Annotated in this window: 21 protein-coding genes; 15 read left to right on the top strand and 6 right to left on the bottom strand. The window is 61.1% G+C overall.

The window, feature by feature from the left end; translation table 11 throughout:
* Positions 1-299 precede the first annotated feature (299 nt).
* Entirely contained in the window at positions 300-1,541 is a 1,242-nt protein-coding gene (locus ACQY1L_RS04350) for an extensin family protein (protein WP_430242990.1), read from the top strand.
* Positions 1,542-1,557: 16 nt separating this feature from the next.
* Here ACQY1L_RS04350 and ACQY1L_RS04345 read toward each other — a convergent pair whose 3' ends face one another.
* Together ACQY1L_RS04345 and ACQY1L_RS04340 are read right to left on the bottom strand one after the other, a co-directional pair.
* Positions 1,558-2,706 carry a ceramide glucosyltransferase gene (locus ACQY1L_RS04345; RefSeq protein WP_430242988.1) on the bottom strand — a complete coding sequence of 383 codons (1,149 nt, stop codon included), beginning with the start codon at positions 2,704-2,706 and terminating at the stop codon, positions 1,558-1,560.
* Between the two features lie 166 nt (positions 2,707-2,872).
* Entirely contained in the window at positions 2,873-4,552 is a 1,680-nt protein-coding gene (locus tag ACQY1L_RS04340) for a formate--tetrahydrofolate ligase (RefSeq protein ID WP_113167205.1), read from the bottom strand.
* 186 nt (positions 4,553-4,738) lie between these two features.
* On the opposite strand from ACQY1L_RS04340, the gene ACQY1L_RS04335 reads away from it, so the two are divergent.
* From ACQY1L_RS04335 to ACQY1L_RS04320, 4 genes are all read left to right on the top strand, one after another.
* Complete coding sequence (locus ACQY1L_RS04335) at positions 4,739-6,334, top strand: DUF2235 domain-containing protein (RefSeq protein WP_430242986.1); 1,596 nt, start codon at positions 4,739-4,741, stop codon at positions 6,332-6,334.
* Positions 6,335-6,562: 228 nt separating this feature from the next.
* Positions 6,563-8,911: a TonB-dependent hemoglobin/transferrin/lactoferrin family receptor gene (locus ACQY1L_RS04330; protein WP_430261968.1), complete on the top strand. Its 2,349-nt coding sequence runs from the start codon at positions 6,563-6,565 to the stop codon at positions 8,909-8,911.
* Between the two features lie 142 nt (positions 8,912-9,053).
* Positions 9,054-9,575 carry a TIGR00645 family protein gene (locus ACQY1L_RS04325; protein ID WP_082472017.1) on the top strand — a complete coding sequence of 174 codons (522 nt, stop codon included), beginning with the start codon at positions 9,054-9,056 and terminating at the stop codon, positions 9,573-9,575.
* Between the two features lie 226 nt (positions 9,576-9,801).
* Positions 9,802-10,521: a helix-turn-helix transcriptional regulator gene (locus ACQY1L_RS04320; protein ID WP_062455631.1), complete on the top strand. Its 720-nt coding sequence runs from the start codon at positions 9,802-9,804 to the stop codon at positions 10,519-10,521.
* A gap of 21 nt (positions 10,522-10,542) precedes the next feature.
* Here the strand turns inward: ACQY1L_RS04320 and ACQY1L_RS04315 are convergent, their stop codons facing one another.
* The 3 genes from ACQY1L_RS04315 to ACQY1L_RS04305 form a co-directional block, all read right to left on the bottom strand.
* Complete coding sequence (locus ACQY1L_RS04315) at positions 10,543-11,733, bottom strand: DUF2333 family protein (protein WP_430242981.1); 1,191 nt, start codon at positions 11,731-11,733, stop codon at positions 10,543-10,545.
* Positions 11,734-11,844: 111 nt separating this feature from the next.
* Positions 11,845-12,816: a hypothetical protein gene (locus ACQY1L_RS04310; protein ID WP_192086234.1), complete on the bottom strand. Its 972-nt coding sequence runs from the start codon at positions 12,814-12,816 to the stop codon at positions 11,845-11,847.
* A 96-nt stretch (positions 12,817-12,912) separates the two neighbouring features.
* Positions 12,913-13,494, bottom strand: a complete 582-nt coding sequence (locus ACQY1L_RS04305; protein WP_430242979.1) for a thymidine kinase — start codon at positions 13,492-13,494, stop codon at positions 12,913-12,915.
* A gap of 193 nt (positions 13,495-13,687) precedes the next feature.
* On the opposite strand from ACQY1L_RS04305, the gene ACQY1L_RS04300 reads away from it, so the two are divergent.
* From ACQY1L_RS04300 to ACQY1L_RS04280, 5 genes are all read left to right on the top strand, one after another.
* Positions 13,688-14,635: a choline ABC transporter substrate-binding protein gene (locus tag ACQY1L_RS04300; protein WP_430243817.1), complete on the top strand. Its 948-nt coding sequence runs from the start codon at positions 13,688-13,690 to the stop codon at positions 14,633-14,635.
* 146 nt (positions 14,636-14,781) lie between these two features.
* Positions 14,782-15,657 (top strand): choline ABC transporter permease subunit, encoded by an 876-nt coding sequence (choW, locus tag ACQY1L_RS04295; RefSeq protein WP_092660294.1) that lies wholly within the window; start codon positions 14,782-14,784, stop codon positions 15,655-15,657.
* Positions 15,654-16,727: a choline ABC transporter ATP-binding protein gene (gene choV / locus ACQY1L_RS04290; protein ID WP_062455615.1), complete on the top strand. Its 1,074-nt coding sequence runs from the start codon at positions 15,654-15,656 to the stop codon at positions 16,725-16,727. Before choW ends, choV begins: the two co-directional genes overlap by 4 nt.
* Positions 16,728-16,830: 103 nt before the next feature.
* Positions 16,831-17,607, top strand: a complete 777-nt coding sequence (locus ACQY1L_RS04285) for a HugZ family protein (RefSeq protein ID WP_430243815.1) — start codon at positions 16,831-16,833, stop codon at positions 17,605-17,607.
* Positions 17,608-17,721: 114 nt separating this feature from the next.
* Entirely contained in the window at positions 17,722-18,042 is a 321-nt protein-coding gene (locus ACQY1L_RS04280) for an ArsR/SmtB family transcription factor (protein ID WP_062457893.1), read from the top strand.
* Positions 18,043-18,205: 163 nt separating this feature from the next.
* Here the strand turns inward: ACQY1L_RS04280 and ACQY1L_RS04275 are convergent, their stop codons facing one another.
* Entirely contained in the window at positions 18,206-19,048 is an 843-nt protein-coding gene (locus tag ACQY1L_RS04275; RefSeq protein WP_430242976.1) for an alpha/beta fold hydrolase, read from the bottom strand.
* Between the two features lie 140 nt (positions 19,049-19,188).
* On the opposite strand from ACQY1L_RS04275, the gene ACQY1L_RS04270 reads away from it, so the two are divergent.
* The 5 genes from ACQY1L_RS04270 to ACQY1L_RS04250 all read left to right on the top strand — a co-directional run bounded on the left by ACQY1L_RS04270 (position 19,189) and on the right by ACQY1L_RS04250 (position 23,205).
* Entirely contained in the window at positions 19,189-19,638 is a 450-nt protein-coding gene (locus tag ACQY1L_RS04270; RefSeq protein WP_430242974.1) for an ArsR/SmtB family transcription factor, read from the top strand.
* On the top strand, positions 19,635-20,168 hold the full coding sequence (locus ACQY1L_RS04265) for an SRPBCC family protein (RefSeq protein WP_430242972.1): 534 nt from the start codon (positions 19,635-19,637) through the stop codon (positions 20,166-20,168). The genes ACQY1L_RS04270 and ACQY1L_RS04265 overlap by 4 nt, the downstream gene beginning before the upstream one ends.
* Positions 20,169-20,239: 71 nt before the next feature.
* Positions 20,240-20,656: a GFA family protein gene (locus ACQY1L_RS04260; protein ID WP_062455604.1), complete on the top strand. Its 417-nt coding sequence runs from the start codon at positions 20,240-20,242 to the stop codon at positions 20,654-20,656.
* A 156-nt stretch (positions 20,657-20,812) separates the two neighbouring features.
* On the top strand, positions 20,813-21,910 hold the full coding sequence (locus tag ACQY1L_RS04255; protein WP_430242970.1) for a carboxynorspermidine decarboxylase: 1,098 nt from the start codon (positions 20,813-20,815) through the stop codon (positions 21,908-21,910).
* Positions 21,911-21,963: 53 nt separating this feature from the next.
* Positions 21,964-23,205 carry a saccharopine dehydrogenase family protein gene (locus ACQY1L_RS04250; protein WP_113110775.1) on the top strand — a complete coding sequence of 414 codons (1,242 nt, stop codon included), beginning with the start codon at positions 21,964-21,966 and terminating at the stop codon, positions 23,203-23,205.

Raw genomic sequence — 23,205 nt, 5'->3', positions numbered from 1 at the left:
TCTCAGAAGCGGCCAATAAAAAAGCCGCCTCGGTAATCGGGCGGCTTGGTCATAGTCTTGTCGATGGACATGACTGGTCAAGGCCGCGTCAGCGTGCCCACCACCAGTTACCGTTGTTGCTCATCGAAATCATCATGGAGCGAATTGTTAGCGCGGCTCCGGCAAACGCGCAAGTGGATTTATTTGGCCACAATGCGACCAAAACAGGGTCATCCGCGTTGCGTCTCCGAAACATGGGAAAGGACGACCGAAGGATGAAGCATACTCTATGCCTTCTCGCTTTAAGCACTTCGCTGGCAATGAGCGCACCGCTGACACTGGGTGCAGCGCCTCTGCCCGCCCGCCCAGCACCGCAAGGCTCGACGCCGAACGTTGTCGAAATCAACATCATCGACCAGTTCATGCGCGATGCCGGACGCACCCGCAAACAGTCGACGCGCAAATCCTCGTCCGGCAAAAACCAGTCGACCCGCCCCGCACAGGGTGCCCAGAACCAGAGCCGAGCCGCGATCCCCGCCGCCCCCGCCCTCGCCATCGTTCCGCTTCCCATGGCAAAGCCGGGTGGTGAACCCGTGCCCGAGGCAACGGCGGCAACGGCCGCAGCCGCTGCTACACCTGAGGTCGCCGCAAAGCCCGTCGAAGCAAAGCCCGAGAACCCGCCCGAAACCCCTGCGGAGAAGCCGGCAGAGCGCCCCGCAGAGCCACCTGTCCCGGCCCCCGAACAGACCCAGAGCCCGGAACAGACCGGTAAAGCTCCTGAAGAAACCATCCCGACCCCCACTCCCAAGCCGGAAGAACCCGCAGAACAGAAGCCCGCCGCATCGAGCGACGACGGCAAAGCTGATTCTGCCAAACCGGACGCCGCCAAGCCCGATGACAAGGCACCGCAGGACAAGGCTGCTGATGACAAAACTCCGGCCGACAAGCCTGCGGACGAAAAGCAGGAACAGGCCGAGACCCCGCCTCCTCCGCCTCTCGTCGAGGAAGACGCCGCAGAACTCAAGGCCTGCCTTGCAGACCTCGGTGCCATCGGCGCCAAGTTCGAATCCGTCAAACCGATCGACGACGGCAATGGCTGCGGCATAAAGCAGCCGATCGAGGTGGCGCAGGTCCTGCCCGGCGTCGATCTCGGCGGCGCCACCATGCGCTGCAAGACGGCACTGACCATGGCCCACTGGCTGAAGGATACGGTCCAGCCCGCGCTCAACATCGCCATGCCGGGCCGCAAGATCACCGGCCTCGTTCCCGGCTCCACCTACCAGTGCCGCCTGAGAAACAGCGCCTCGACCGGCAAGATCTCCGAGCACGGTCGCGGCAACGCCTTCGATGTCGCAGCCTTCAAGCTCGACAACGGCGAGAAGGTCGTGATGAAGCGGCGCGAGGACGATCACACGCTGGAAGGTGCCTTCCAGATGACCGCCACCGCCGGCGCATGCCTGCATTTCACCACGGTCCTCGCACCCGGCAGCGATGCTGCGCACGAGGATCACCTTCATCTCGACATCATCGACAGGGATGGCGGCTACCGCATCTGCGAGTAGCCGTTGAGGGCCAGGGTCAGGCCGGCGAGGAGCCGGTCAGCCGGCTTTCCTGCGTGCCGATCGTCATGGCATTGCCGCGCCATTCGAACGATCCGGAAAGCCAGCTTCTGATCCAGATCGCCGGCAGCATGGCGTCGCGCACCATCATCGCTGGCAGCGACAGGATCGACAGTCTCCAGCCCTTGGCCCGCGCAAGGGCCAGTTCCGGCAGGTAGGTTGCCGCAAACACGGTTGCAGCAACCGCTGCCGAATTGAGATCCAGCAGGACGGCAGCGATCAGTCCAAGCGTCAGAGGCGGCAGCGCTCCGAGCAGGATCTCCGGCGTGAAGAACAGGGGAAACGTCACCCGCCGCAGCCGGGCCCAACGCGTCTGGCGTGACCAGATTTCCTCCAGCCCGCGACGCCCGAGCGGCTGCTCGAACGGTGCCGAGACCAGATGCACTTTCTTGCCATGCCGGTTGACGAGCTTGGTCGACGCCGCGTCCTCGGCAATCTCGGCCGCCAGCGCCTGGATGCCGCCGGCAGCATCCAGAAACGGCTTGTGCCACAGCATGCTCTTGCCCTGCGCAAAGCCGAGCCCCAGCGCCTCGCCCACATATTGCCAGCGCGCCTGCAGCGTATTCAGGAAAGCGCATTCCACTTCCGCCCAGAACCCGTCCGGACGCGATCCGATCGGCGTCGAGCATACGAGCCCGGTATCGGCCCGCCAACCGGAGACGAGGTTCTGAATATAGTCCTTGGGCATCAACACGTTGGAATCGGCAAGCACCACCCACTCGTGTCGTGCCGCATGCCAGCCCTTGGCGCAGTTGTTGAGCTTGGGATTGGCGCTGATCCGGTCATCGCCGATCAGCAGCCGCGCCGGCACCGCCGGATGCGCGGCAATCGCCGAGCGGATCTCGGTGATGATCGGATCACCCTCGTCCTGCACGCAGAAGATCAGCTCGTAATCCGGCCACTCGAGCTTGAATGCATGCGCGAGCGTCAGGCTGGAATAGGCCTCGATGCCGCGCGCCGGAATGACGATCGATACACCGTCCGGCTTGATCACCGCCGGCTTGTCACTCGCTTTGTCCCGATGCGAAAGCCGCAGGCCGGCAACCGCGATGCTGAAGAGATTGATCGCCAGAAGGGCCATGGCGAGTGTCGCAAGAACAAGATCCATCCTGATGTTCCCGATGGCCGGCCCCGAATCGTCGGGTCACCGCCAGTGCCTGAAGAGTAAGGGCAAGCAGACCATTTCGGTGTGACAGACGCATGACGTTGCCCCTCACCCGCGAAGGCGAGAGGCCAGGACGATCCGGAGAAAACCCGCTGAGCAGCCTCCCTGCTTAGAACAGCCCCTCGATCAGCCCATCCGCGTTGAGATGGATCCGCTCGGCCGAAGGCGCGCTCGGAAGACCCGGCATGGTCATGATCTCGCCGGTGATTGCCACGATAAAGCCGGCGCCGGCCGACAGTCGCACTTCGCGCACATGCACCACATGCCCTTCCGGAGCACCGCGCAGGTTGGGGTCGGTGGAGAACGAATACTGCGTCTTGGCGATGCAGACCGGCAGATGGCCGTAACCAGCACTTTCCCAGGCCTTCAGCTGATCGCGCACCGGCTTTTCCGCCGTCACCTCGCCGGCATGATAGATCTTGGTGGCGACCGCCTCGATCTTTTCCATCAGCGGCATGTCGTCAGGATAGATCGGCTTGAAGTTGGCGGCACCGCTTGTCGCCAGTTCCACCACCTTGTAGGACAGTTCCTCGATGCCGGCGGAACCTTCCGCCCAGTGACGGCAGAGGATCGCCTCGGCGCCGTGATGCGAGACGTAGTCCTTGATCGCCGCCACTTCCGCATCGGTATCCGAGATGAAGTGATTGATCGCGACCACGACCGGCACGCCGAACTTGCGCACATTTGCGATGTGGCGTCCCAGGTTCGAACAGCCGCGCGTCAGCGCCTCGACATTCTCTGTCCCGAGATCGTCCTTCTTCACGCCGCCATTCATCTTCAGCGCCCGGATGGTCGCAACGATCACGGCTGCGTCGGGCTTCAGCCCTGCCTTGCGGCACTTGATGTCGAAGAACTTTTCGGCACCCAGATCCGCTCCGAAACCCGCTTCGGTCACCACATAGTCGCCAAGCTTCAGCGCCGTCTTCGTCGCGATCACGGAGTTGCAGCCATGGGCGATGTTGGCGAACGGCCCGCCATGCACCAGCGCCGGATTGTTTTCCAGCGTCTGCACCAGGTTCGGCTGCATCGCGTCCTTCAGAAGCACCGCCATCGCCTTGTCGGCCTTGATGTCGCGGGCATAGACCGGCGAGCGGTCGAACCGGTAGCCGATGACGATATCGCCGAGCCGCTTTTCGAGGTCGGCCAGATCCTGCGCCAGACACAGGATCGCCATCACTTCGGATGCGACGGTAATGTCGAAGCCGCTTTCCCGGGCAAACCCGTTCGAGACGCCGCCGAGCGAGGTCACGGTCTGGCGCAGCGCCCGGTCGTTCATGTCCATCACCCGCCGCCAGGTGATGCGGCGCGTGTCGATGTCGAGCGCATTGCCCCAATAGACATGGTTGTCGATCATCGCCGACAGGAGATTGTGCGCAGACGTAATGGCGTGGAAGTCGCCGGTGAAATGCAGGTTGATGTCTTCCATCGGCACGACCTGCGCATAACCGCCGCCGGCAGCCCCGCCCTTGACGCCGAAGCAGGGCCCAAGCGACGGCTCGCGCACGCAGATCACGGCCTTCTTGCCGATCCGGTTCAACCCGTCGCCGAGGCCTACCGTGGTCGTCGTCTTGCCCTCGCCGGCAGGCGTCGGATTGATCGCCGTCACGAGGATCAGCTTGCCATCGGGGCGACCTTGCAGCGAGCCGATGAAATCGGCCCCGATCTTCGCCTTGTCATGGCCGTAGGGCACCAACGCCTCGGGAGAGATGCCAAGCGCCGCGCCAATGTCCGCGATCGGTTTCTTTTTTGCCGCGCGGGCGATCTCGATGTCGGATGGAACGGGGGCCATGCTTGTCTCTCGCTTGTTGGTTTGCGTGAACCATGGCCACAGCCGCTTCCCCACGACAAGCCCGGAACGGGAACAGCGCCCTGATTATGCACACTACAACGCGCTCATCCACACACCAAAGTTGCAATTTAATTCGATACAATCTTATATATCTCTGATCCATGGGGGATCGAGGGGGAACGACCAATGAACCTTATTCTCTGCTGCGACGGCACCTGGAACACGCCCGACGATATGGATGGCGGCCAGCCTAGCCCGACCAATGTTCGCAAGATTTACAATGCAGTCGCCGACAAGGATGCCGCTGGCATCAAACAGGATGCCTACTATCACCCCGGTGTCGGCACAGACGGAACCTGGTGGCGACGTGCGGTGGAAGGCGGTACCGGCAAGGGTCTCGCTGACAACATCAAGGGCGCTTACAAATGGCTTGCCAGCACCTACAAATCCGGAGATCAAATCTATCTGTTCGGCTTCAGCCGTGGCGCCTACACGGTCCGCAGCCTCGGCGGCATGATCTCCAAATGCGGCCTTCTGGATATCAAAGCCTCTAAGCTCGACGAAGAGGGAACCTGGAAGGCGATCGAGGCGATCTTCACGGAGTACCGCGCCAAGAGCGAAGCCGGCACCAAGCGCAAACAGTCCGGCAAGATCCACTTCCACAACGTCGCCCCAGGCGGCACCCGCAATGCCTCAACGCTCATCCAGTTCATCGGCGTCTGGGATACGGTTGGCGCGCTCGGCATTCCCGATGACATGGGGTTTCTCAACCTTCTCGACAATCCGGAGAACCATGAGTTTCACGATACGACACTCGGTTCCGCCGTCCTCAACGCCCGCCATGCGGTGGCGCTCGACGAGTTCCGCCAAAGTTTCATGCCGACGCTCTGGGTCAAGCCGGATGGCTGGACCGGAACGCTGAAACAGGTCTGGTTCCCGGGCGTGCATGGTGATGTCGGCGGTGGCTATGCCGCAACAGGCCTTTCGGACGGCGCTCTCCTGTGGATGATGAACGAGGCAAAAAGCTGCGGTCTCGTATTCCGCGAAGGGGCTGAAAACCAGCTGAGGCCGGATCCGCGCGGCGTGCTGCATGATTCCGCCAGTGGCATCTTCGCCAAGCTGAAAACGAGACCGCGCGCCGTACCGCACGTGACCGCAACGCCTTCAGAAGATTTGCACAGCTCCGCCTCCGAGCGGCACCGCACCCCGCCCTTGTCGCAGGGGCGCTACCGGCACGCCAACGCAGACCTGCCCGCAGAGGTCGACGTCTTCGCACGCGACCACTGGAACGACACCGGCATCTTTCTGCAAAAGGGCATCACCTACTCGTTCGTCGCGAAAGGCGAGTGGACGGATGGCACGGTCCTGTGCAATGCCGATGGCCCGAAAGATGGAGGAAACTTCCAGGCCGGTGAGATTGCCCATATTGCCTCGAGCGGCCTTGGCCAGCTCGAAAAGGCGTGGAAATGGTCGACCGGAAACCAGCAGGTGGATTTCTGGTGGACCCGTCGCGAGGAGGAGCTTCCCTGGTTCAGCCTGATCGGCGTGATCGCCAACGACGTGCCGCCGCCCGCTCAGCAGCAGACGCCCAAGAACGGCATTCTCAAACTGCCCCACGAGGTGTTTCTCATCCGCAGCAAGGCGAAATTCACACCGAAGGGCGACGGCTATCTTTACTGCTTCGCCAACGATGCCTGGGGCGCCTACGGCAACAACCGCGGCAGCGTCAGGCTGACAGTCGCGCCTTCCCCGTCTTCCGCAAACCCACCACCGAGCCACTGACCAACCACGCCGTGACGACGACCAACACTCGTCACGGCGTGCTCTCACGACACGCTGCGCAAAAACATGAGTATTTCACTCAGATTCAAACTTGACTCATTTAGTTTAGATTTCTAAGGCTTTTTGCGGGGCTTCTGCTTCGGCGGAAATCAAACAATCCGAACGTTACCCGGACGCAGGCTATCGCCGCGCCCGATGTCTCTGCATGTCTTTTTGAGGGGAACCACCATGCCTACCCGTTCGTCGCGGCATCGCCATCTCTACGCCGGAACTGCCGCACTTCTGCTGATCACGGCCGCGCCGCCGGCATGGGCGCAAGAGACTGCCCAGACCGCCGCTGGAACGACCGCCGCTGGAACGACCGCCGCTGGAACGACCGCCGCGACCCAGGTTGCCGATGGACAGGATACGACCGCCCTGAAGCCGATCGTGTTGCGCGACGGGACTTACGTCGGCAAGTCCAATTCGCCGCTGACCGAAACGACAGATCGTCAGGTCATCCAGGACCGGATGGTCACCGATTTCAAGGATTTCTCCCGTCGCGTCGATGCCGGCGTCACCTTCAACCGGCAGAGCCAGAGCATCAACATTCGCGGTCTGCAAAACGAGCGCGTCCTGACGACGATCGACGGGATCCGCCAGCCCTGGCTGACCGACCCGCGCGATAGCGCCCGTGGTGGCAACAACGCCTTCGATTTCGACACGCTTTCGACGATCGACATCACCAAGGGTGCCGATTCGAGCCGCGTCGGATCCGGCGCCCTCGGCGGCGCGGTCCAGCTCTACACGATCAATCCGGAAGACCTGATCGAGGACGGCCGTAATTTCGGCGCTCTGACCAAGAGCACCTATGACAGCGCCGACCGCAGCCTCGGCAACAATGCCGCCATCGCCGCACGACACAATGACAGCTGGTTCATGCTCCAGGGCGGCTACAAGCGCGGCAACGAGACCGATAACGAGGGCGAAATAGGTGGTTACGGCACCACCCGCACGGAGGCCAATCCAAGCGATTACTGGCAGCGCAACCTGCTCGCCAAGTTCCACCAGTATATCGAGGGCGGCCATCGTTTCGGCCTGACCGGCGAACTCTTCAACAAGGAGATCGACAGCGACAACATGCGCGGCACGACCACGAGCTACCAGCAGGGCACGCTGAAGAGCGGCGAAGAGGTCGATCGCAAGCGGCTGTCGGCATCCTACGACTTTACCTCCCCCAGCGGCGGCGACATCGTCGATCAGGCGAGCATCATCACCTACTGGCAAAAGCAGCGACTGAACAACACGACGGACGGGTTCCGCCTTACCGACCCACGCGGCTCAATCATTCCCGGCGACCCCTTCTTCTACGGCTCCCCAAGCGGTATCTACAGCCGAGACAACCAGCTGACACAGGATAGCTACGGCATCTCCGGCAGCGCCTCGAAGGAACTGACCATCGGCGGCGTCAGCCACGAATTCCGGTTCGGCGGCGAGCTCTCCTGGCAGAAGACCTATCAATACTCCTCCGGCGTCGACAATTGCCCTGATGTCGACTGGACGACCATCCCGCAACCCTTCGGTCCCCAGTCCTGCCGCATGCTCCATTCCAATTCGTCCGATATGCCTGACGTCGACGGGATGATCCTCGGCATGTATGCCGAAGACGACATCAAGTTCTTCGAGGACCGCCTGACGGTGACGCCCGGTGTGCGCTTCGACTGGTACGATTACGATCCGAAATCGACCGCAAGCTTCGAGGACAGCCCGAACTACGATCCGGCCTATCTCGAAAGCAACAACGACTTCGGCATCTCCCCGAAACTCCGTTTCGGCTGGAAGGCGACCCAGGAACTGGAACTGTTTGCCCAGTATGCCCGCGGCTTCCGCGCGCCGACCGCGACCGAGCTTTACCAGAATTACGGGGCTCCGGGCTCCTATGCCCGCATCGGTAATCCCGATCTCGAAACCGAAACCAGCAACGGCTTTGAAATCGGCGCCAAATACGACGCGGCCGACTATTCATTCAAGGCGACCGCCTTCAACAACTACTACAAGAACTTCATCGACACGGTCACCATCGCGCCTCCAGGCGGTGAGTACCCGGTCGGCGGCATTACCGGCTACGAAAACCTCAACCACGTCCGCATCTACGGCATCGAGCTGGGTGGCGAATGGCGCTTCGATCCACGCTGGCGCACCTGGGGCTCGTTTGCCTATTCGCATGGCAAGGATACCGATACCGGCGACTACCTGAACTCGGTCGCGCCGCTGCGCGCCATCATCGGCCTCGGCTATTCATCCGAGACCTGGGGCTCGGACGTCTCGCTGACGCTTGCCGCCTCCCGCCACAAGGTCAGCGGCACCGGCTTCGAGGCACCCGGTTACGGCCTCGTCGATACGACCGTGTGGTGGGCACCCGAAAAGGTTGGAAGCATTGATCTGACCGGCCTCAAGGTTCAGGCCGGCGTCTTCAACGTGTTCGACAAGAAGTACTTTGACGCGGTCAGCGTCCCGGACGGCGTTTCGGCTTCGGCGCAGGACTTCTACAGCGAGCCCGGCCGCAGCTTCAAACTGTCGGTGACCAAGAAGTTCTGATCCCTCCCCGACGATCGCCCTTTGATCCTGGACGCCGCATTCCCCGTAGGGGGTGCGGCGTTTTCGTCAGGATAGGCATCTTGCACCGGTTTTCGGCCCAGCTTATGGGAATCTCCAGCGCCTGCAACGGAGAACGGCCCCCATGAAATCGCTGGAACTGCTTGTCGAGAAGATCATCCTCTCCAGTCGCTGGCTCCTCGTCGTCTTCTATCTGGGCCTGGTTGCCGCACTCGCCGTCTACGCGCTGTCTTTCATGTTCAAGTTCTGGAAAGTCGCCAAGGAAGTCTTCACGCTGAGTGAAGCCGAAATGATCCTCGCCATGCTGGGTCTCATTGATGCGGCACTCGTTGCGAGCCTGATCGTGATGGTGATGATCTCTGGTTACGAGAACTTCGTTAGCCGCTTCGACGAAACGGAAGCCGACGTTTCGTTCCTCGGCAAACTGGATGCCGGAAGCCTCAAGATCAAGGTCGCCTCCTCCATCGTTGCCATCTCGTCGATCCATCTCCTGCAGATCTTCCTCAATGCCAACCAGTACTCGGATACCACGCTGATGTGGTACACGATCATCCACCTCACCTTTGTGGTCTCGGCCGTCATGCTCGGCTGGCTGGAGAAGATCATGGCGACGACAAAGGCCCACAAACACGAAACCAAGCTTTGACCGACTCAGGGTCTAAATTACCCCGGATCAGGCCGGACCGGTGATTGACGAACCGCAAAAGGGCTTGCGAATGAGCCCATCTCGGCGATACATGAGACAAATATAACAGTATCTCGGAAAATTACTCCACACGGGGGCTTTTGCTCACTTTTCCGCTGGATTTACAAAGCGATTAGTATATTTGTTGCGCTTAACATAATAACCATTCACTTTTTTCGAAGCTAATATGATCACGCTGGAGCGGCAATCGATCCTCAACGGCGAAATTTCTGCAGCCTACTCCCGTGCGGAGATTTCGACGGTCTTTGAACGGGCCACACGCGAATTTGGCTTGCGCCATTTCGCTCTGGTCAAGCTTCCGCCTGCAAGCGAGACGCTTCTGTCCCGCATCATCGTCGAGACCAATCTTCCCAAGGACTATATCCGCGAATTCGATCGACTGCGGCTGCTGCCACGCACCCGGATGGCGGATGCCACGAGCGGCTGGTCGCTCCCGGACTGTTGCTGTCTCGATGATCGCAACTCGCCTGGCCAGCTCCCGCCGGACCTGATCGCCCTGCGCCGTCAGTACGGCATGATCACCAGCGTGGCGATGGCGCTTCATTCGGTCGATGGTACCGGCTTCCGCATCCGCATGTCGGGAGATCGTCCGCGCCTGACCCAGGCGGAACTGAACGAAATCGGCATGGTTATTTTGCACGCCTTCGCGGTGTTCGATCGCATCCGCCGATCGGAGCAGGCATCGACCTTCGGGCCGCTGACCACGCGGGAACTTGAAGTCGTACGCTGGACGGCACAGGGCAAGACCTCGTCCGAAATCGGCAAGATCCTCTCCCTCTCCGATCACACGGTCAACGCCTACATGACCAATGCCATCAAGAAGCTCGATTGCGTCAACCGCACCCAGCTTGTGGCAAAAGCGCTGAGACTGCGGCTGATCAGCTAGCGCTGCCGCAGCCGCACCGTCTTACCGATCCAGTACGCCGCGCACTTCAACGAGGTTGGAGCGCACCATCAGCGTATGGAAGCCCATCACCGACAGATGGCTCGGCATGATCATCCCGTCTTCCGCCCCATTGGACACGATCGACGGCTGGATGCGAAGTGCTGCGCGGAAACGCGACAGCGTCTCGTTCCAAAGCTGCGTCAGGTTGCGCTCGCGGATGACCTGCGAGAAGTCGGCACCGGCGGCGGAAAGCACGGCGTAATAGCCGTAGAGCTGGCCATAGGCGAACCAGAAACGGTCGTCGGCACGGGTATCGAACCAGCCCGCCGCATGGTTTTCCGACCGGTCACGCAGGATCGCAGCCGTCGCACCAAGATCATTGGCGATCCGGTCGACGAACTGCACGAGATTGTCGGAGCGGCTGTCGAAGGTCGCGTTGCAGGCGGTGAGATCGGCGTTGAAGGCCTGCAGCTTTTCGATCGCGGTGCGATAGTAGCTCGGCGTCGGCGTTTTGAAGCCGAACGGATCGACACCGAAATACCAGGAATACTCATCAAACTGCAGGTTGCCGCGGGCATCCTGTAGGTTGGTGTTGACACCCGACGTGCCGCGCACGCGGCCAAGCGTATCGACAAGTTCGCTGGACGTGCGCCGCACTGCCTGGTTCACGCCGCGCTGGAACGAAGCCTTGTTGTCGAGAAACGGCGTATTGTCCCAGCTGATGCCGAAGAAGCCGAGCCGGTAGAGCAGCATGGACGAGATCCACGCATTCTGGTTCACGTTGGCGTCGGTCAGATCCGCCGCCGCATCGACGATCGCCGACGACTGGCACTGGCGGGCAGCCACAACAGGCGCGGCGGGCACGGGAGAAGACGCGGCCGTCCCGTTCGATGTTTCGGCAGCAGCCGCCGCCACGGGCGCCGTCGCAGGAAGGTCCTGGCCGGCCGGCACGGTGCGCTCATTCCAGCGATAGGCATCGACAAAGCTCGGGTTGAACCCGGTCCAGATCTGGGTCTGCACGAAGAAATAGCCGTAAAGACCAAACAGGATAACGAGGAATGCCAGGATCGGCGCCTTCACCATCAGGTGCCGCTCGCCATACCAGCCGTGAGCGGCGCGAAACGGCCAGACGATCCCGGCGACGAGCAGTCCGATGCCCCTTGCGATCGCCTTGCCCAGGGTCTGAAGTGAGGCCTTGAGCCGATCGAGCATCCTGTTCTCCTGTCTGTAGGGCCGATAGGTCCGCCCGGTTGTTCCAACAGATATGGTTCCGCAAGCAGGCAAACAACCGCGCTGCACAAAAATCGGCAGCGGAGCACGGGTTTACGATCGCAGATAGCCGCCAAACGGCCAGTGCGGCATCCTCCAGCGCCCGTCACTGGCGCTCTTCACAGCCGTCACCTCTCCAGGCTCGCTCCCATCGGTCACGGACACCGGATCGGTCTCCGCCTTCGGCAGGAACCGGTCGGCAAAAGCCTGTTGCGCCGCCCGTTTTGCTTGCCCGGCACCGGAGGCCCGCCAGGCACTCTCGGCAAATACCCCTGCTACCGGAACACTGTAGGGGAGAAGACCCTGCAGCGGTGGATCGCGCTGCCAGAGCGCCTGATGAACCGCCAGCAGGTCGCCGGTGTCGAAAAGCACCTTGTGGCGCAAGATATTGAGCGTCATCACGCTGGCATTCATCCGGTCGGTTATACCGTTCATCAGCCGGAAAAGGCCTTCCGTCCGGCCCACCGCGTCGGGTTTGGACAGATCCTCGCCCATCAACCCGCGCACCAGCTCCCTGCGGTGGTCGGCAAGGTCGAGAAGCCCCCTCTCGAACCGGTAGCGTCCCATCATCAGCGCGACACGTTCCTTGTCGAGCAGCGTGTAGAACGCATTTCCGACATCGAGGAGCTGCTTCACCGGCTCGATGCCCGTCCTGTTTTGCCCCGAACGTTGACCGGACCACTTCGTGGTCCAGCCGAGTATGCGCTTCAAACTGGTGGGCTCGACAGGATCGTCGAAGGTCTGCCGCAGCCTCGTCACCGCATCGCCGAACGCGCCGACCGCTTTGGCGAGATCCGCCTCCAGGCCGTCGCCCATCATCGTCACCCGTGCCTGCCGCTCGGCCTCGGCTTCGAGGTCTGCGACATCTGGAACGTGTCTGTCCTTCACCCCTCGCGAAAGCATCGCTTCGGATGTGGCGAGCTCGTCCCACATTGCCTGAAACGCCGTCGCGATCCGGGATATTTCCTCGTGAAATCGCCGGTAATCTCCCATGCCCTGCCCTCCCCAAAGCACTCCCGCGGCCATGCCACCGTCCGGGAGAATTTCAAGGTATCACAGGCTGGAAAAATCGCTACGTCGTTTCAACGCAAACGGGAACAATGCCAGTCTTCGCGTCGCCGCTTACCAGCAGCGCATCTTTTCTTCCCAGTGCCGACGGCAAAGCGAGACGTAGCGGTCGTTACCGCCCACTTCAACCTGTGCGCCTTCGCGAAGCGCCTCGCCATCGGCATCCACACGCACGACCATCGTTGCCTTGCGCCCGCAATGGCAGATCGTGCGGACTTCACGCAGTTCGTCGGCAATCGCCAGCAACTCCTGCGACCCCGGAAACAGCTTTCCGCGGAAATCGGTCCGCAGACCATAGGCCATGACCGGAATGCCGACGCGGTCGGTGATGCGGGCAAGCTGCCACACCTGCTCGGACGTCAGGAACTGCGCCTCGTCGATAAAGACGCAGGTCAGCGGCTCCTGCCCATGCAGCTTTGAGATCTCCGCATAGAGATCGTCCTCCGGGCTGAACGGGATTGCCTCGGACGACAACCCGATCCGCGATGCAACGCGCCCCTGGCCGCCCCGGTGGTCGAAGTCGGCGATGAAGATTGCCGTGCGCATGCCGCGTTCGCGGTAGTTGTAGGATGCCTGCAGCAGCATGGTCGATTTGCCGGCATTCATCGTTGCATAGTGGAAGTAGAGCTTGGCCATGCGGCTTTGTGATGCCGATCGGCATCGAAGAAAAGCGCCGCCACGCAAAACCCACAAAAAATACGCGAACGACCCATCAATCGGCGCCTTGTCGCAAATGGTGGCTTCAGACGCCGTGATGCACAAGCTTGCCTGTTTCGGAGAGATATTGATAAGGTTGGGCATGATTTTAATGGGGAGCATAAATATGACCATGACCGTTTCGACCAAGACCATTCTGGCCGCCGCCGTCTCCATGATGGCGCTGAGCGGAGCTGCTTCGGCCGCCGAGCCGGCAAGCTGCGGCACCGTCCGTTTCTCCGATGTCGGCTGGACCGACATCACCGCCACGACCGCCACCGCCTCCGTCCTTTTGAAGGCGCTGGGCTATGAGACGGATGTGAAGGTGCTTTCGGTGCCGGTCACCTATTCGTCGCTGAAGAACAAGGATATCGACGTCTTCCTCGGCAACTGGATGCCGACCCAGGAAGCCGACGTCCGGCCCTTCCTCACCGACAAGTCGGTCGAATCCATCGGCCCCAACCTCGTCGGCGCCAAGTACACGCTGGCAACCAATTCCAAGGGCGCCGAACTCGGAATCAAGGACTTCAAGGATATCGCAGCCAAGGCCGATGCTTTGGGCGGCAAGATCTATGGCATCGAACCCGGCAATGACGGCAACCGCCTGATCCTCGGCATGATCGAGAAGGACACATTCGGCCTCAAGAAGCTGGAAGTGGTGGAATCTTCTGAACAGGGCATGCTGGCCCAGGTCGCCCGCGCAGACAAGGCCGGCGAACCCGTCGTCTTCCTCGGCTGGGAACCGCATCCGATGAACGCCAACTTCAAGCTGACCTACCTCACCGGCGGTGACGACGTGTTCGGCGCGAATTTCGGCGGCGCCGAAGTCTATACCAACGTCCGCGCCGGCTACACGCAGGAATGCCCCAATGTCGGCACCTTCATCAAGAACCTGAAGTTCTCGCTGCCGATGGAAAACCAGATCATGGGCGGCATCCTCAACGACGGTGAAGAGCCGGAAGCAGCGGCGACCACGTGGCTGAAGGCCAATGGCGCTGCGATCACCCCGTGGCTTGCCGGCGTCACCACCAAGGACGGCAAGCCAGCCGAGGCCGCGGTCAAGGCCGAACTCGGCCTGTAAGACGCGTCGCAAACCGGCGAATGCCGGCGGTGTGATCCTCGGGCCCGTCCCGAGGATCCGCTGACGTTGGTAGACCCTTGGGGGCGCCCTCGAGGGTAACGCTTTCGCTCCTTGTATCACCCTTCCAGACGAGGCAGGCACGCGACGTGAACTGGCTAACCAACTCGCTCCCGAACTGGCTTGTGGATTCCACCGGCAAGATCCGCCTTGGAAACTGGGCGAAAGATGCGGTCGACTGGCTGACCACCAATGCCGACTGGTTCTTCAACTGGCTTGCCACCGTGCTGTCGGCGGTCATCGATGCGATCCTGTACGTGCTGCAGGGGCCGAACCCCTTCGTGCTGATCGCCATCGTCACAGCGCTCGCCTTCGGGCTGAGACGATCCGTCTCGATATCAGCCTTCACCGCAATCGGTCTGTTGCTGATCTATAACCAGGGCTACTGGAAGGAGACGACGGAGACGCTGGCGCTAGTGCTTGCAGCCACCGCCGTCTGCATGGCGGTCGGCATTCCGATCGGCATCGCTGCTGCCCGTCGCCCCTGGCTCTACGAAATCCTGCGGCCGATCCTCGACCTGATGCAGACCATTCCCACCTTCGTCTATCTCATCCCGGCGCTCATTCTGTTCGGCCTCGGCATGGTGCCGGGCCTTATCGCAACCGTCATCTTCGCCATCCCCGCCCCGGTCCGCCTCACCCGCCTCGGCATCATCTCGACGCCCGGATCTCTGACCGAAGCAGCCGTCGCCTTCGGCGCGACGCCGTCGCAGGTCCTGCGCAAGATCGAGCTCCCTTACGCGATGCCGCAGATCATGGCCGGTCTGACCCAGACGATCATGCTGTCGCTGTCGATGGTGGTAATCGCAGCGCTTGTCGGTGCCCCCGGTCTCGGCGTACCGGTCGTGCGCGCGCTCAACACCGTCAACATCGCCCGCGGCTTTGATGCCGGCTTCTGCATCGTCATCCTGGCGATCATTCTCGACCGCATGTTCAGAACGGCAGAACCGGGAGGCAAGTCATGACCGACGCGATGAACCGGACAGCGCCTGCCGCCGTCACCTTCTCGAAGGTCGATATTATCTTCGGCAACAACCCGGAGCGGGCTGTCAAACTGCTCGACCAAGGCATGACGCGCGACCAGATCTCGGAAGAAACCGGGATCGTGCTCGGAGTCGCCGATGCCACGCTGTCGGTGCGCGAAGGCGAAATCCTGGTGCTGATGGGCCTGTCCGGATCCGGCAAGTCGACGCTCCTGCGCGCCGTCAATGGTCTGGCGCCGGTCGTGCGCGGCGCGGTCAGCGTCGCCACCCCGTCCGGACCGGTCGATCCCTACAAGGCCGGCACCCGCACCTTGCGCGATCTTCGGATGCACACGGTTTCGATGGTCTTCCAGCAGTTCGCGCTGCTGCCGTGGCGCACCGTCGCCGACAATGTCGGCTTCGGGCTGGAGCTTGCCGGCGTCGCCGAACCGGAGCGGCGCAAGCGCGTCGACGAACAGCTGGAACTCGTCAACCTCAGCCAGTGGGCGGATCGCAAGGTGGGTGAACTCTCCGGCGGCATGCAGCAGCGTGTCGGCCTTGCCCGCGCCTTTGCCACCGGCGCACCGATCCTGCTGATGGACGAACCTTTTTCGGCGCTCGATCCGTTGATCCGCACCCGCCTTCAGGACGAGCTGCTGGAATTCCAGCGCCGCCTGAAAAAGACCATCCTGTTCGTCAGCCACGACCTCGACGAGGCTTTCCGCATCGGCAACCGCATTGCCATCATGGAAGGCGGCCGTATCGTCCAGTGCGGCACCCCGCAGCAGATCGTCCAGGCACCTGCAAACCAGTATGTCGCCGATTTCGTCCAGCACATGAACCCGATCAGCCTGCTGACCGCGGGCGACGTGATGCGGCAAGGCGTAACCGCCGATGCCGGGGCGCCGCCGGTGTCGGCAACAGCGAAGAGCACCACGCCGCTGGTCGACATCATGGATGCGCTGGCCCGCCAGAGGGGATCGATCGCGGTCGTCGATAACGGCGCCGTCGTCGGCGCGATTACGGCTGACGACGTGATTGCAGGTCTGACACGCCATCGACGCCGGACTTGATGCAAATCAAGGCGGACTGACACTCGTTTGTTAATGATCTGCTGTTATAGAGATTTGAAATTTAGAACTGGTGAATATTTTGACCGACGAGCTGCAGGGCGCAATGACGGTGAGACAGGCTCTTCCACCGACCTCTGCGCAGGAACCTTCGAAAGATCAAAGCGTGTTGCGCGACACGGATGAGGAGGCACGCCACCTTGCGCGGATGCTGGTGCGCGGCGCCCGTCACATGGCGCTTGCGGTGCTTGATCCCACAAGCGGTTTTCCCTCCGCGAGCCGCGTGCTGACCGGAACCGATCTCGATGGCGTGCCGGTGATTCTCGTATCGGCGCTGTCGGGTCATACGAAGGGATTGGCAGGCGATCCCCGCTGTTCTCTACTCGCCGGCGAGACCGGCAAGGGCGATCCGCTCGCCCATCCGCGAATCACCGTTCAGTGCATTGCGGAAAAAGTGGAAAGGGATAGTCCCGTCCATCTGCGCATCCGCCAGCGGTTTCTGGACCGTCATCCGAAAGCAAAACTCTATATCGACTTTCCGGATTTCTACTTTTTTCGCCTTGTTCCGCAGTCGGCCTCGCTCAACGGCGGCTTTGGCAGGGCCTATGCCTTGAATGGCAGCGACTTTGTCATCGCGAACCCTGGAAGCGGCGAGGAATGGAGTAATTTCTCGCGCGATATCAGAGAGTTGACGGACGAAGCGAACAGCCTTGCCGCACGGCTCGGCGCAAAGAATGCTGGTCAATGGCGGTTCGTCGGTGCAGATAGCGCTGGGCTAGATCTGATCGCCGGCGACACATTGCTGAGACATGAGTTCAGGACGTTGCAATCGTCCCCCGAGCACGCGTCCCAGTATATTTTCAATATGTCTAAAACAGTGTAGTCGACTACCCAAAATCTAGGGATATACAACTTTGATGTCTGCTGGTTTAGTCAGTTCCAGGGACTACGGCATTACCGGAGCACGGCATGCTCAGGAAGAGGGGATAGAGATATGATGGAAACGATGCCACTTTCAGACCACTCGAATGCAGCAGCGAATTTGCTGTCTGCGATGGCAAATCCAAAGCGGCTGATGATTTTGTGCTGCCTGGTCAAGGGCGAAGTAGCTGTGGGGGCACTGGCTACTCAAGTTGGCCTGAGCCAGTCTGCACTGTCACAGCACTTGTCCAAGCTGCGCGCGCAGAAACTGGTGAAGACGCGCCGCGATGCGCAGACGATCTATTATTCGAGTTCCGCGGACTCGGTTCTCAAGGTCCTGTCGACGCTTGAAAACATCTACTGCATCCCGGCTGAGACGAAATCTGCAGCCGCCTGAAATCTTGTCCGCTGCATGACGCGGCGGGTCAGAACGCATCCACACAGCGTTGCCGGCATGGCTGGTAGCATTTTTTCTTTTTGAAATTTGCTTTGTAAGATTTTTTGAAACCGATGAAATCTCTGGAAATGGCTCGTCTCGCGACGAGCCATTTCTGTTTTAACTATGCCTTGAAGAACGCCAGCAGATCAGCGTTGATGAGATCGGCATGCGTCGTCGCCATGCCATGCGGCAGACCTTCGTAGACCTTGAGCGTGCCGTTCTTCAAAAGCTTCGATGACAGCATCGCCGAATCGGCGATCGGCACGATCTGGTCGTCGTCGCCATGCATGACGAGAACCGGCAGGTCGATCGCCTTGAGGTCTTCCGTGAAGTCGGTTTCGGAAAACGCCTTGATGCAATCGTAATGCGACTTTGTGCCGCCCATCATGCCCTGACGCCACCAGTTGCGGATGACGCCCTCGGAAACCTTCGCACCGTCGCGGTTGTAGCCGTAGAACGGTCCGGTCGGGATATCGAGAAAGAACTGCGCCCGGTTGGCTGCCTGTGCGGTACGAAATCCGTCGAACACCGACAGCGGCAAACCGCCCGGATTGCTGTCGCTCTGCACCATGACAGGCGGTACAGCACCGATCAGCACGGCCTTGGCGACACGGCCCTGCGGCTGGCCGAATATCGCGACATAGCGCGTGACCTCGCCGCCACCCGTCGAGTGACCGACATGGATGGCTTCCTTGAGGTCCAGATGCGCCGCCAGTTCGGCCACGTCTGCCGCATAGGTATCCATCTCGTTGCCGGTATCGGTCTGGCTGGAGCGTCCGTGCCCGCGACGGTCATGCGCGATCACGCGGTAACCCTCGCCAAGGAAGAACAGCATCTGGGCGTCCCAATCATCGGACGAAAGCGGCCATCCATGATGGAAGACAATCGGCTGGGCGTCCTTGCTGCCCCAGTCCTTGAAGTAGATCTGCGTGCCGTCGCTGGTGGTGATGTAGCTGCTGCTCATGGCTTACCCTCGATTGATCTGACAGGTGAGAGGTGAACGTCTGCATTTGGCTGACCGGTGCATCGGGCAGCGCCTGCAGATTATGATTCCCTCTCGCTTTTGCAACTCTTGATAAAAGCCAGAACCGGACATTCAACAATATGGTTGACAATTACAGCGGAGGCTTTAAGTTAAACCTTATGGTTGAATTAACGGAACATCAGATCGATGCGGTTTTTCAGGCTCTGAGCGACACCACGCGCCGGCAGATGCTGACGGCTCTTGGAAGCGGCGGGCAGACTGTCGGCCAACTGGCAGCGCCCTACGACATGTCGCTGGCAGCCGCGTCGAAACACATCAAGGTCTTGGAGGCAGCCGGGCTGGTCCGCCGGGAAATCCAGGGCCGTACGCATCTCTGCCGCCTATCGCCAGGCCCGCTCGCCGCCGCCCACGACTGGCTGGCCTTCTACGAACGCTTCTGGACCGCCCGCCTCGACACGCTCGACCGGCTGTTGCGTGAGGACGATGCGATCAAGACCACCGGCCCGCAAGGCGAGGCCACCACCAAAGCCGAAGGAAAACCGCACAGCAAACCGGGAGACGATCAATGACCGACATGACATCGTTGAGCAGGCACGCCTTCATGACAGAACCCCTCGCCCTGACGATCCAGCGCAAGCTACCAGGGCCGATCGAACGCATCTGGGACTATGTCACCGACAGCGATCTGCGCCGCCAGTGGCTCGCGTCCGGCACGATGCCGAGCCAGCCGGGCGGCACGTTCGAACTCATCTGGCGCAATGACGAACTCAGCGATGATTCCGCCGGCCGCCCGGAAGGCTTTCCCGAAGAACAGCGCATGCAGAGCGAGATGATCGCCTTCGAAGCACCCCACCGGGTGGTTTTCTCCTGGCCACCTTCAGGCGAGGTCTCGATCGAACTGCAGGCCGTCGGCAGGGATGTTCTTCTGACCCTCACCCACCGCCGCATTTCCGACCGTCGCAACATGGTCATGGTCGGCGCTGGCTGGCATGCCCACCTCGACATCCTCGAGGTCAAGGCAGCGGGCAAAAATCCTGCCGCCTTCTGGCCCGCATGGCTTCGCCTGCGCGAGGAATACGAAGCCATCGTTCCCGCCTGAGATCCTCTAGCGACCACACCCCGCCCCGGCGCGAGCCTCAGGCACCGGCAACCAGAAATGGAGCAGCGTCAATGCATGAACCCTTTACCGGCGGCTGCACCTGCGGCGCCGTCCGTTACACCGTCACCGGCGAACCCGTCGCCATGGTCGATTGTCAGTGCCGTCAGTGCCAGCGCGAAAGCGGCACCGGCCACACGTCCAATCTCGTCTTCGTCGGAGCGACGGTGACGATCGAGGGCCAGCCGAGTCACTGGGAAGCAACAGGCGATGGCGGCACCGTGAAAAGACGCGCCTTTTGCCCAACCTGCGGCGCGCCCGTCTCCATGACCTTTCCGGCCATGCCGGACATGTTTGTCATCCGCGCAGCAAGCCTCGACGCACCGGACCAATATCGGCCGCAGATCATCACGTGGACCGACGCGGCCCAGCCATGGGACCACCTCGACCCGGCCCTTGCGCGCTTTGCGAAGATGCCGCCCGCGGCCTGACGCGAGGCAAACGGGACCGTCTCTGTCTCTGTCAAAAGGGCTGCCAAACCGCGGCCCTTTCGACAATCTTGGCCCTCGGGTCTTGAAGATGACAGCCGCCTGAGGCAATAGGCGCCATACGCTTTCCCAGGACCGTCACGAGGCCGACCGCACGATATGCTCCAGACCCCCTACTACCTCATCGACAAGTCGAAACTTCTCCGCAACATGGAGAGGATCGCTGCTGTCCGCGAGACGTCGGGCGCCAAGGCATTGCTGGCGCTGAAATGCTTTGCCACATGGTCGGTATTCGATTTCATGCGCGACTACATGGATGGCACCACGTCCTCGTCGCTCAACGAAGTCCGCCTTGGCCATGAGCGCTTCGGCAAGGAAACCCACGCCTATTCCGTGGCCTATGCGGATTACGAGATCGACGAGGTCGTCTCGCATGCGGACAAAATCATCTTCAACTCGATCGGCCAGTTGCAGCGTTTCGAAAACCAGTCGTCGGGCATCACCCGCGGCTTGCGCCTCAACCCCGGCGTCTCCTCGTCCACCTTCGATCTCGCCGATCCCGCCCGCCCCTTCTCGCGACTGGGCGAATGGGACCAGAAGCAGGTCGAGCCGGTCATGGACCTGATCTCCGGCTTCATGATCCACAACAACTGCGAAAACGGCGACTTCTCGCTGTTTGATCGCATGCTGGGCGAAATCGAGCAGAAGTTCGGCCCCCTGCTGAAGAAGGCCGAATGGGTCAGCCTCGGCGGCGGCATCCATTTCACCGGCGACGATTACCCGGTCGACCTGTTTGCCGAGCGCCTCAAGCGCTTTTCCGGCGAGTACGGCGTCCAGGTCTATCTCGAACCCGGCGAAGCCTCGATCACCCGCTCGACGACGCTGGAAACCACCGTCCTCGATACCCTTTACAACGGCAAGAACCTTGTCGTGGTGGATAGCTCCATCGAAGCGCACCTGCTGGATCTTCTGATCTACCGTGAAAACGCAAAGGTTCATCCAAACCAGGGGCCTTATCGTGCCATGGTCTGCGGCAAGTCCTGTCTTGCCGGGGATATTTTCGGCGAGTTCGGTTTTCCGAATGAACTGAAAGTCGGCGACCGCATTTCCTTCCAGGATGCCGCCGGCTACACGATGGTCAAGAAAAACTGGTTTAACGGCGTGCAAATGCCGGCAATCGCCATCCGTGAACTGGATGGCAGCCTCAGGACGGTCCGCGAGTTCGGCTACGCGGACTACGAACAAAGCCTATCCTGAGCACAAAGCTCAGCGGCTTCTGACGATTGGACTTGAAGGAACTCGTCCCCACCATGAAAAAGAACGTACTCATCATCGGCGCCGGTGGCGTCGCCCAGGTCGTGGCGCACAAATGCGCCCAGAACAACGACGTGCTCGGCGATATTCATATCGCCTCCCGCACCAAGTCGAAATGTGACGCCATCATCGCCTCGGTCCACGACAAGAAGGCGATGAAGGTAGAAGGCAAGCTCGAAGCCCACGCGCTCGACGCCCTCGACATCGAAGCCACCAAAGCCCTCATCAAGGCGACCGGCAGCCAGATCGTCATCAATGTCGGCACGGCCTTCCTCAACATGTCGGTGCTGCGCGCCTGCATGGATACCGGCGTCGCCTATATCGACACCGCCATTCACGAAGAGCCGAACAAGATCTGCGAAACCCCGCCGTGGTACGGAAACTACGAGTGGAAGCGTGCGCAGGAATGCGAGGAAAAGGGCATCACCGCCATCCTCGGCGCAGGCTTTGATCCGGGCGTCGTCAACGCCTATGCCCGCCTTGCCAAGGATGACTATCTCGACAAGGTCACCGATGTCGACATCGTCGACATCAATGCCGGCAGCCATGGCAAGTATTTCGCCACCAACTTCGATCCGGAAATCAACTTCCGCGAATTCACCGGTGTCGTCTACGCCTGGCAGGGCGGCGAATGGACCGTCAACAAGATGTTCGAAATCGGCAAGGACTACGACCTGCCGGTCGTCGGCACCCGCCGCGCCTATCTGTGCGGCCATGACGAAGTGCATTCGCTGGCCAAGAACATGGATGGCGCCGACGTGCGCTTCTGGATGGGCTTTGGCGATCACTACATCAACGTCTTCACCGTCCTGAAATCGATCGGCCTCCTGTCGGAACAGCCGGTCAAGCTTGCCGACGGTTCCGAAGTCGTACCGCTCAAGGTCGTCAAGGCCTGCCTCCCCGACCCGTCGTCGCTGGCGCCCGAATACGAAGGCAAGACCTGCATCGGCGATTTCGTGAAGGGCATCAAGGACGGCAAGGAACGCACGGTGTTCATCTACAACGTCGCCGACCACAAGGAAGCCTATAACGAAGTGGGCTCCCAGGGCATCAGCTACACCGCTGGCGTCCCCCCGGTCGCCGCCGCCATGCTGGTGGCATCAGGCGAATGGGATGTGAAGAAGATGGCAAACGTCGAAGAACTGGCGCCAAAGCCCTTCCTCAACATCCTGAACAAGATCGGACTGCAGACCTGCATCCGCGACGAAAACGGCGAACGCGAGCTGCATTTCGACTGA

This window comes from Neorhizobium sp. DAR64862/K0K3, assembly GCF_050500185.1.
Taxonomy (GTDB): Bacteria; Pseudomonadota; Alphaproteobacteria; order Rhizobiales; family Rhizobiaceae; genus Neorhizobium; species Neorhizobium soli.
Note: the sequence above shows the minus strand (reverse complement) of the source record. Positions and strands in the feature narration are given on the sequence as shown.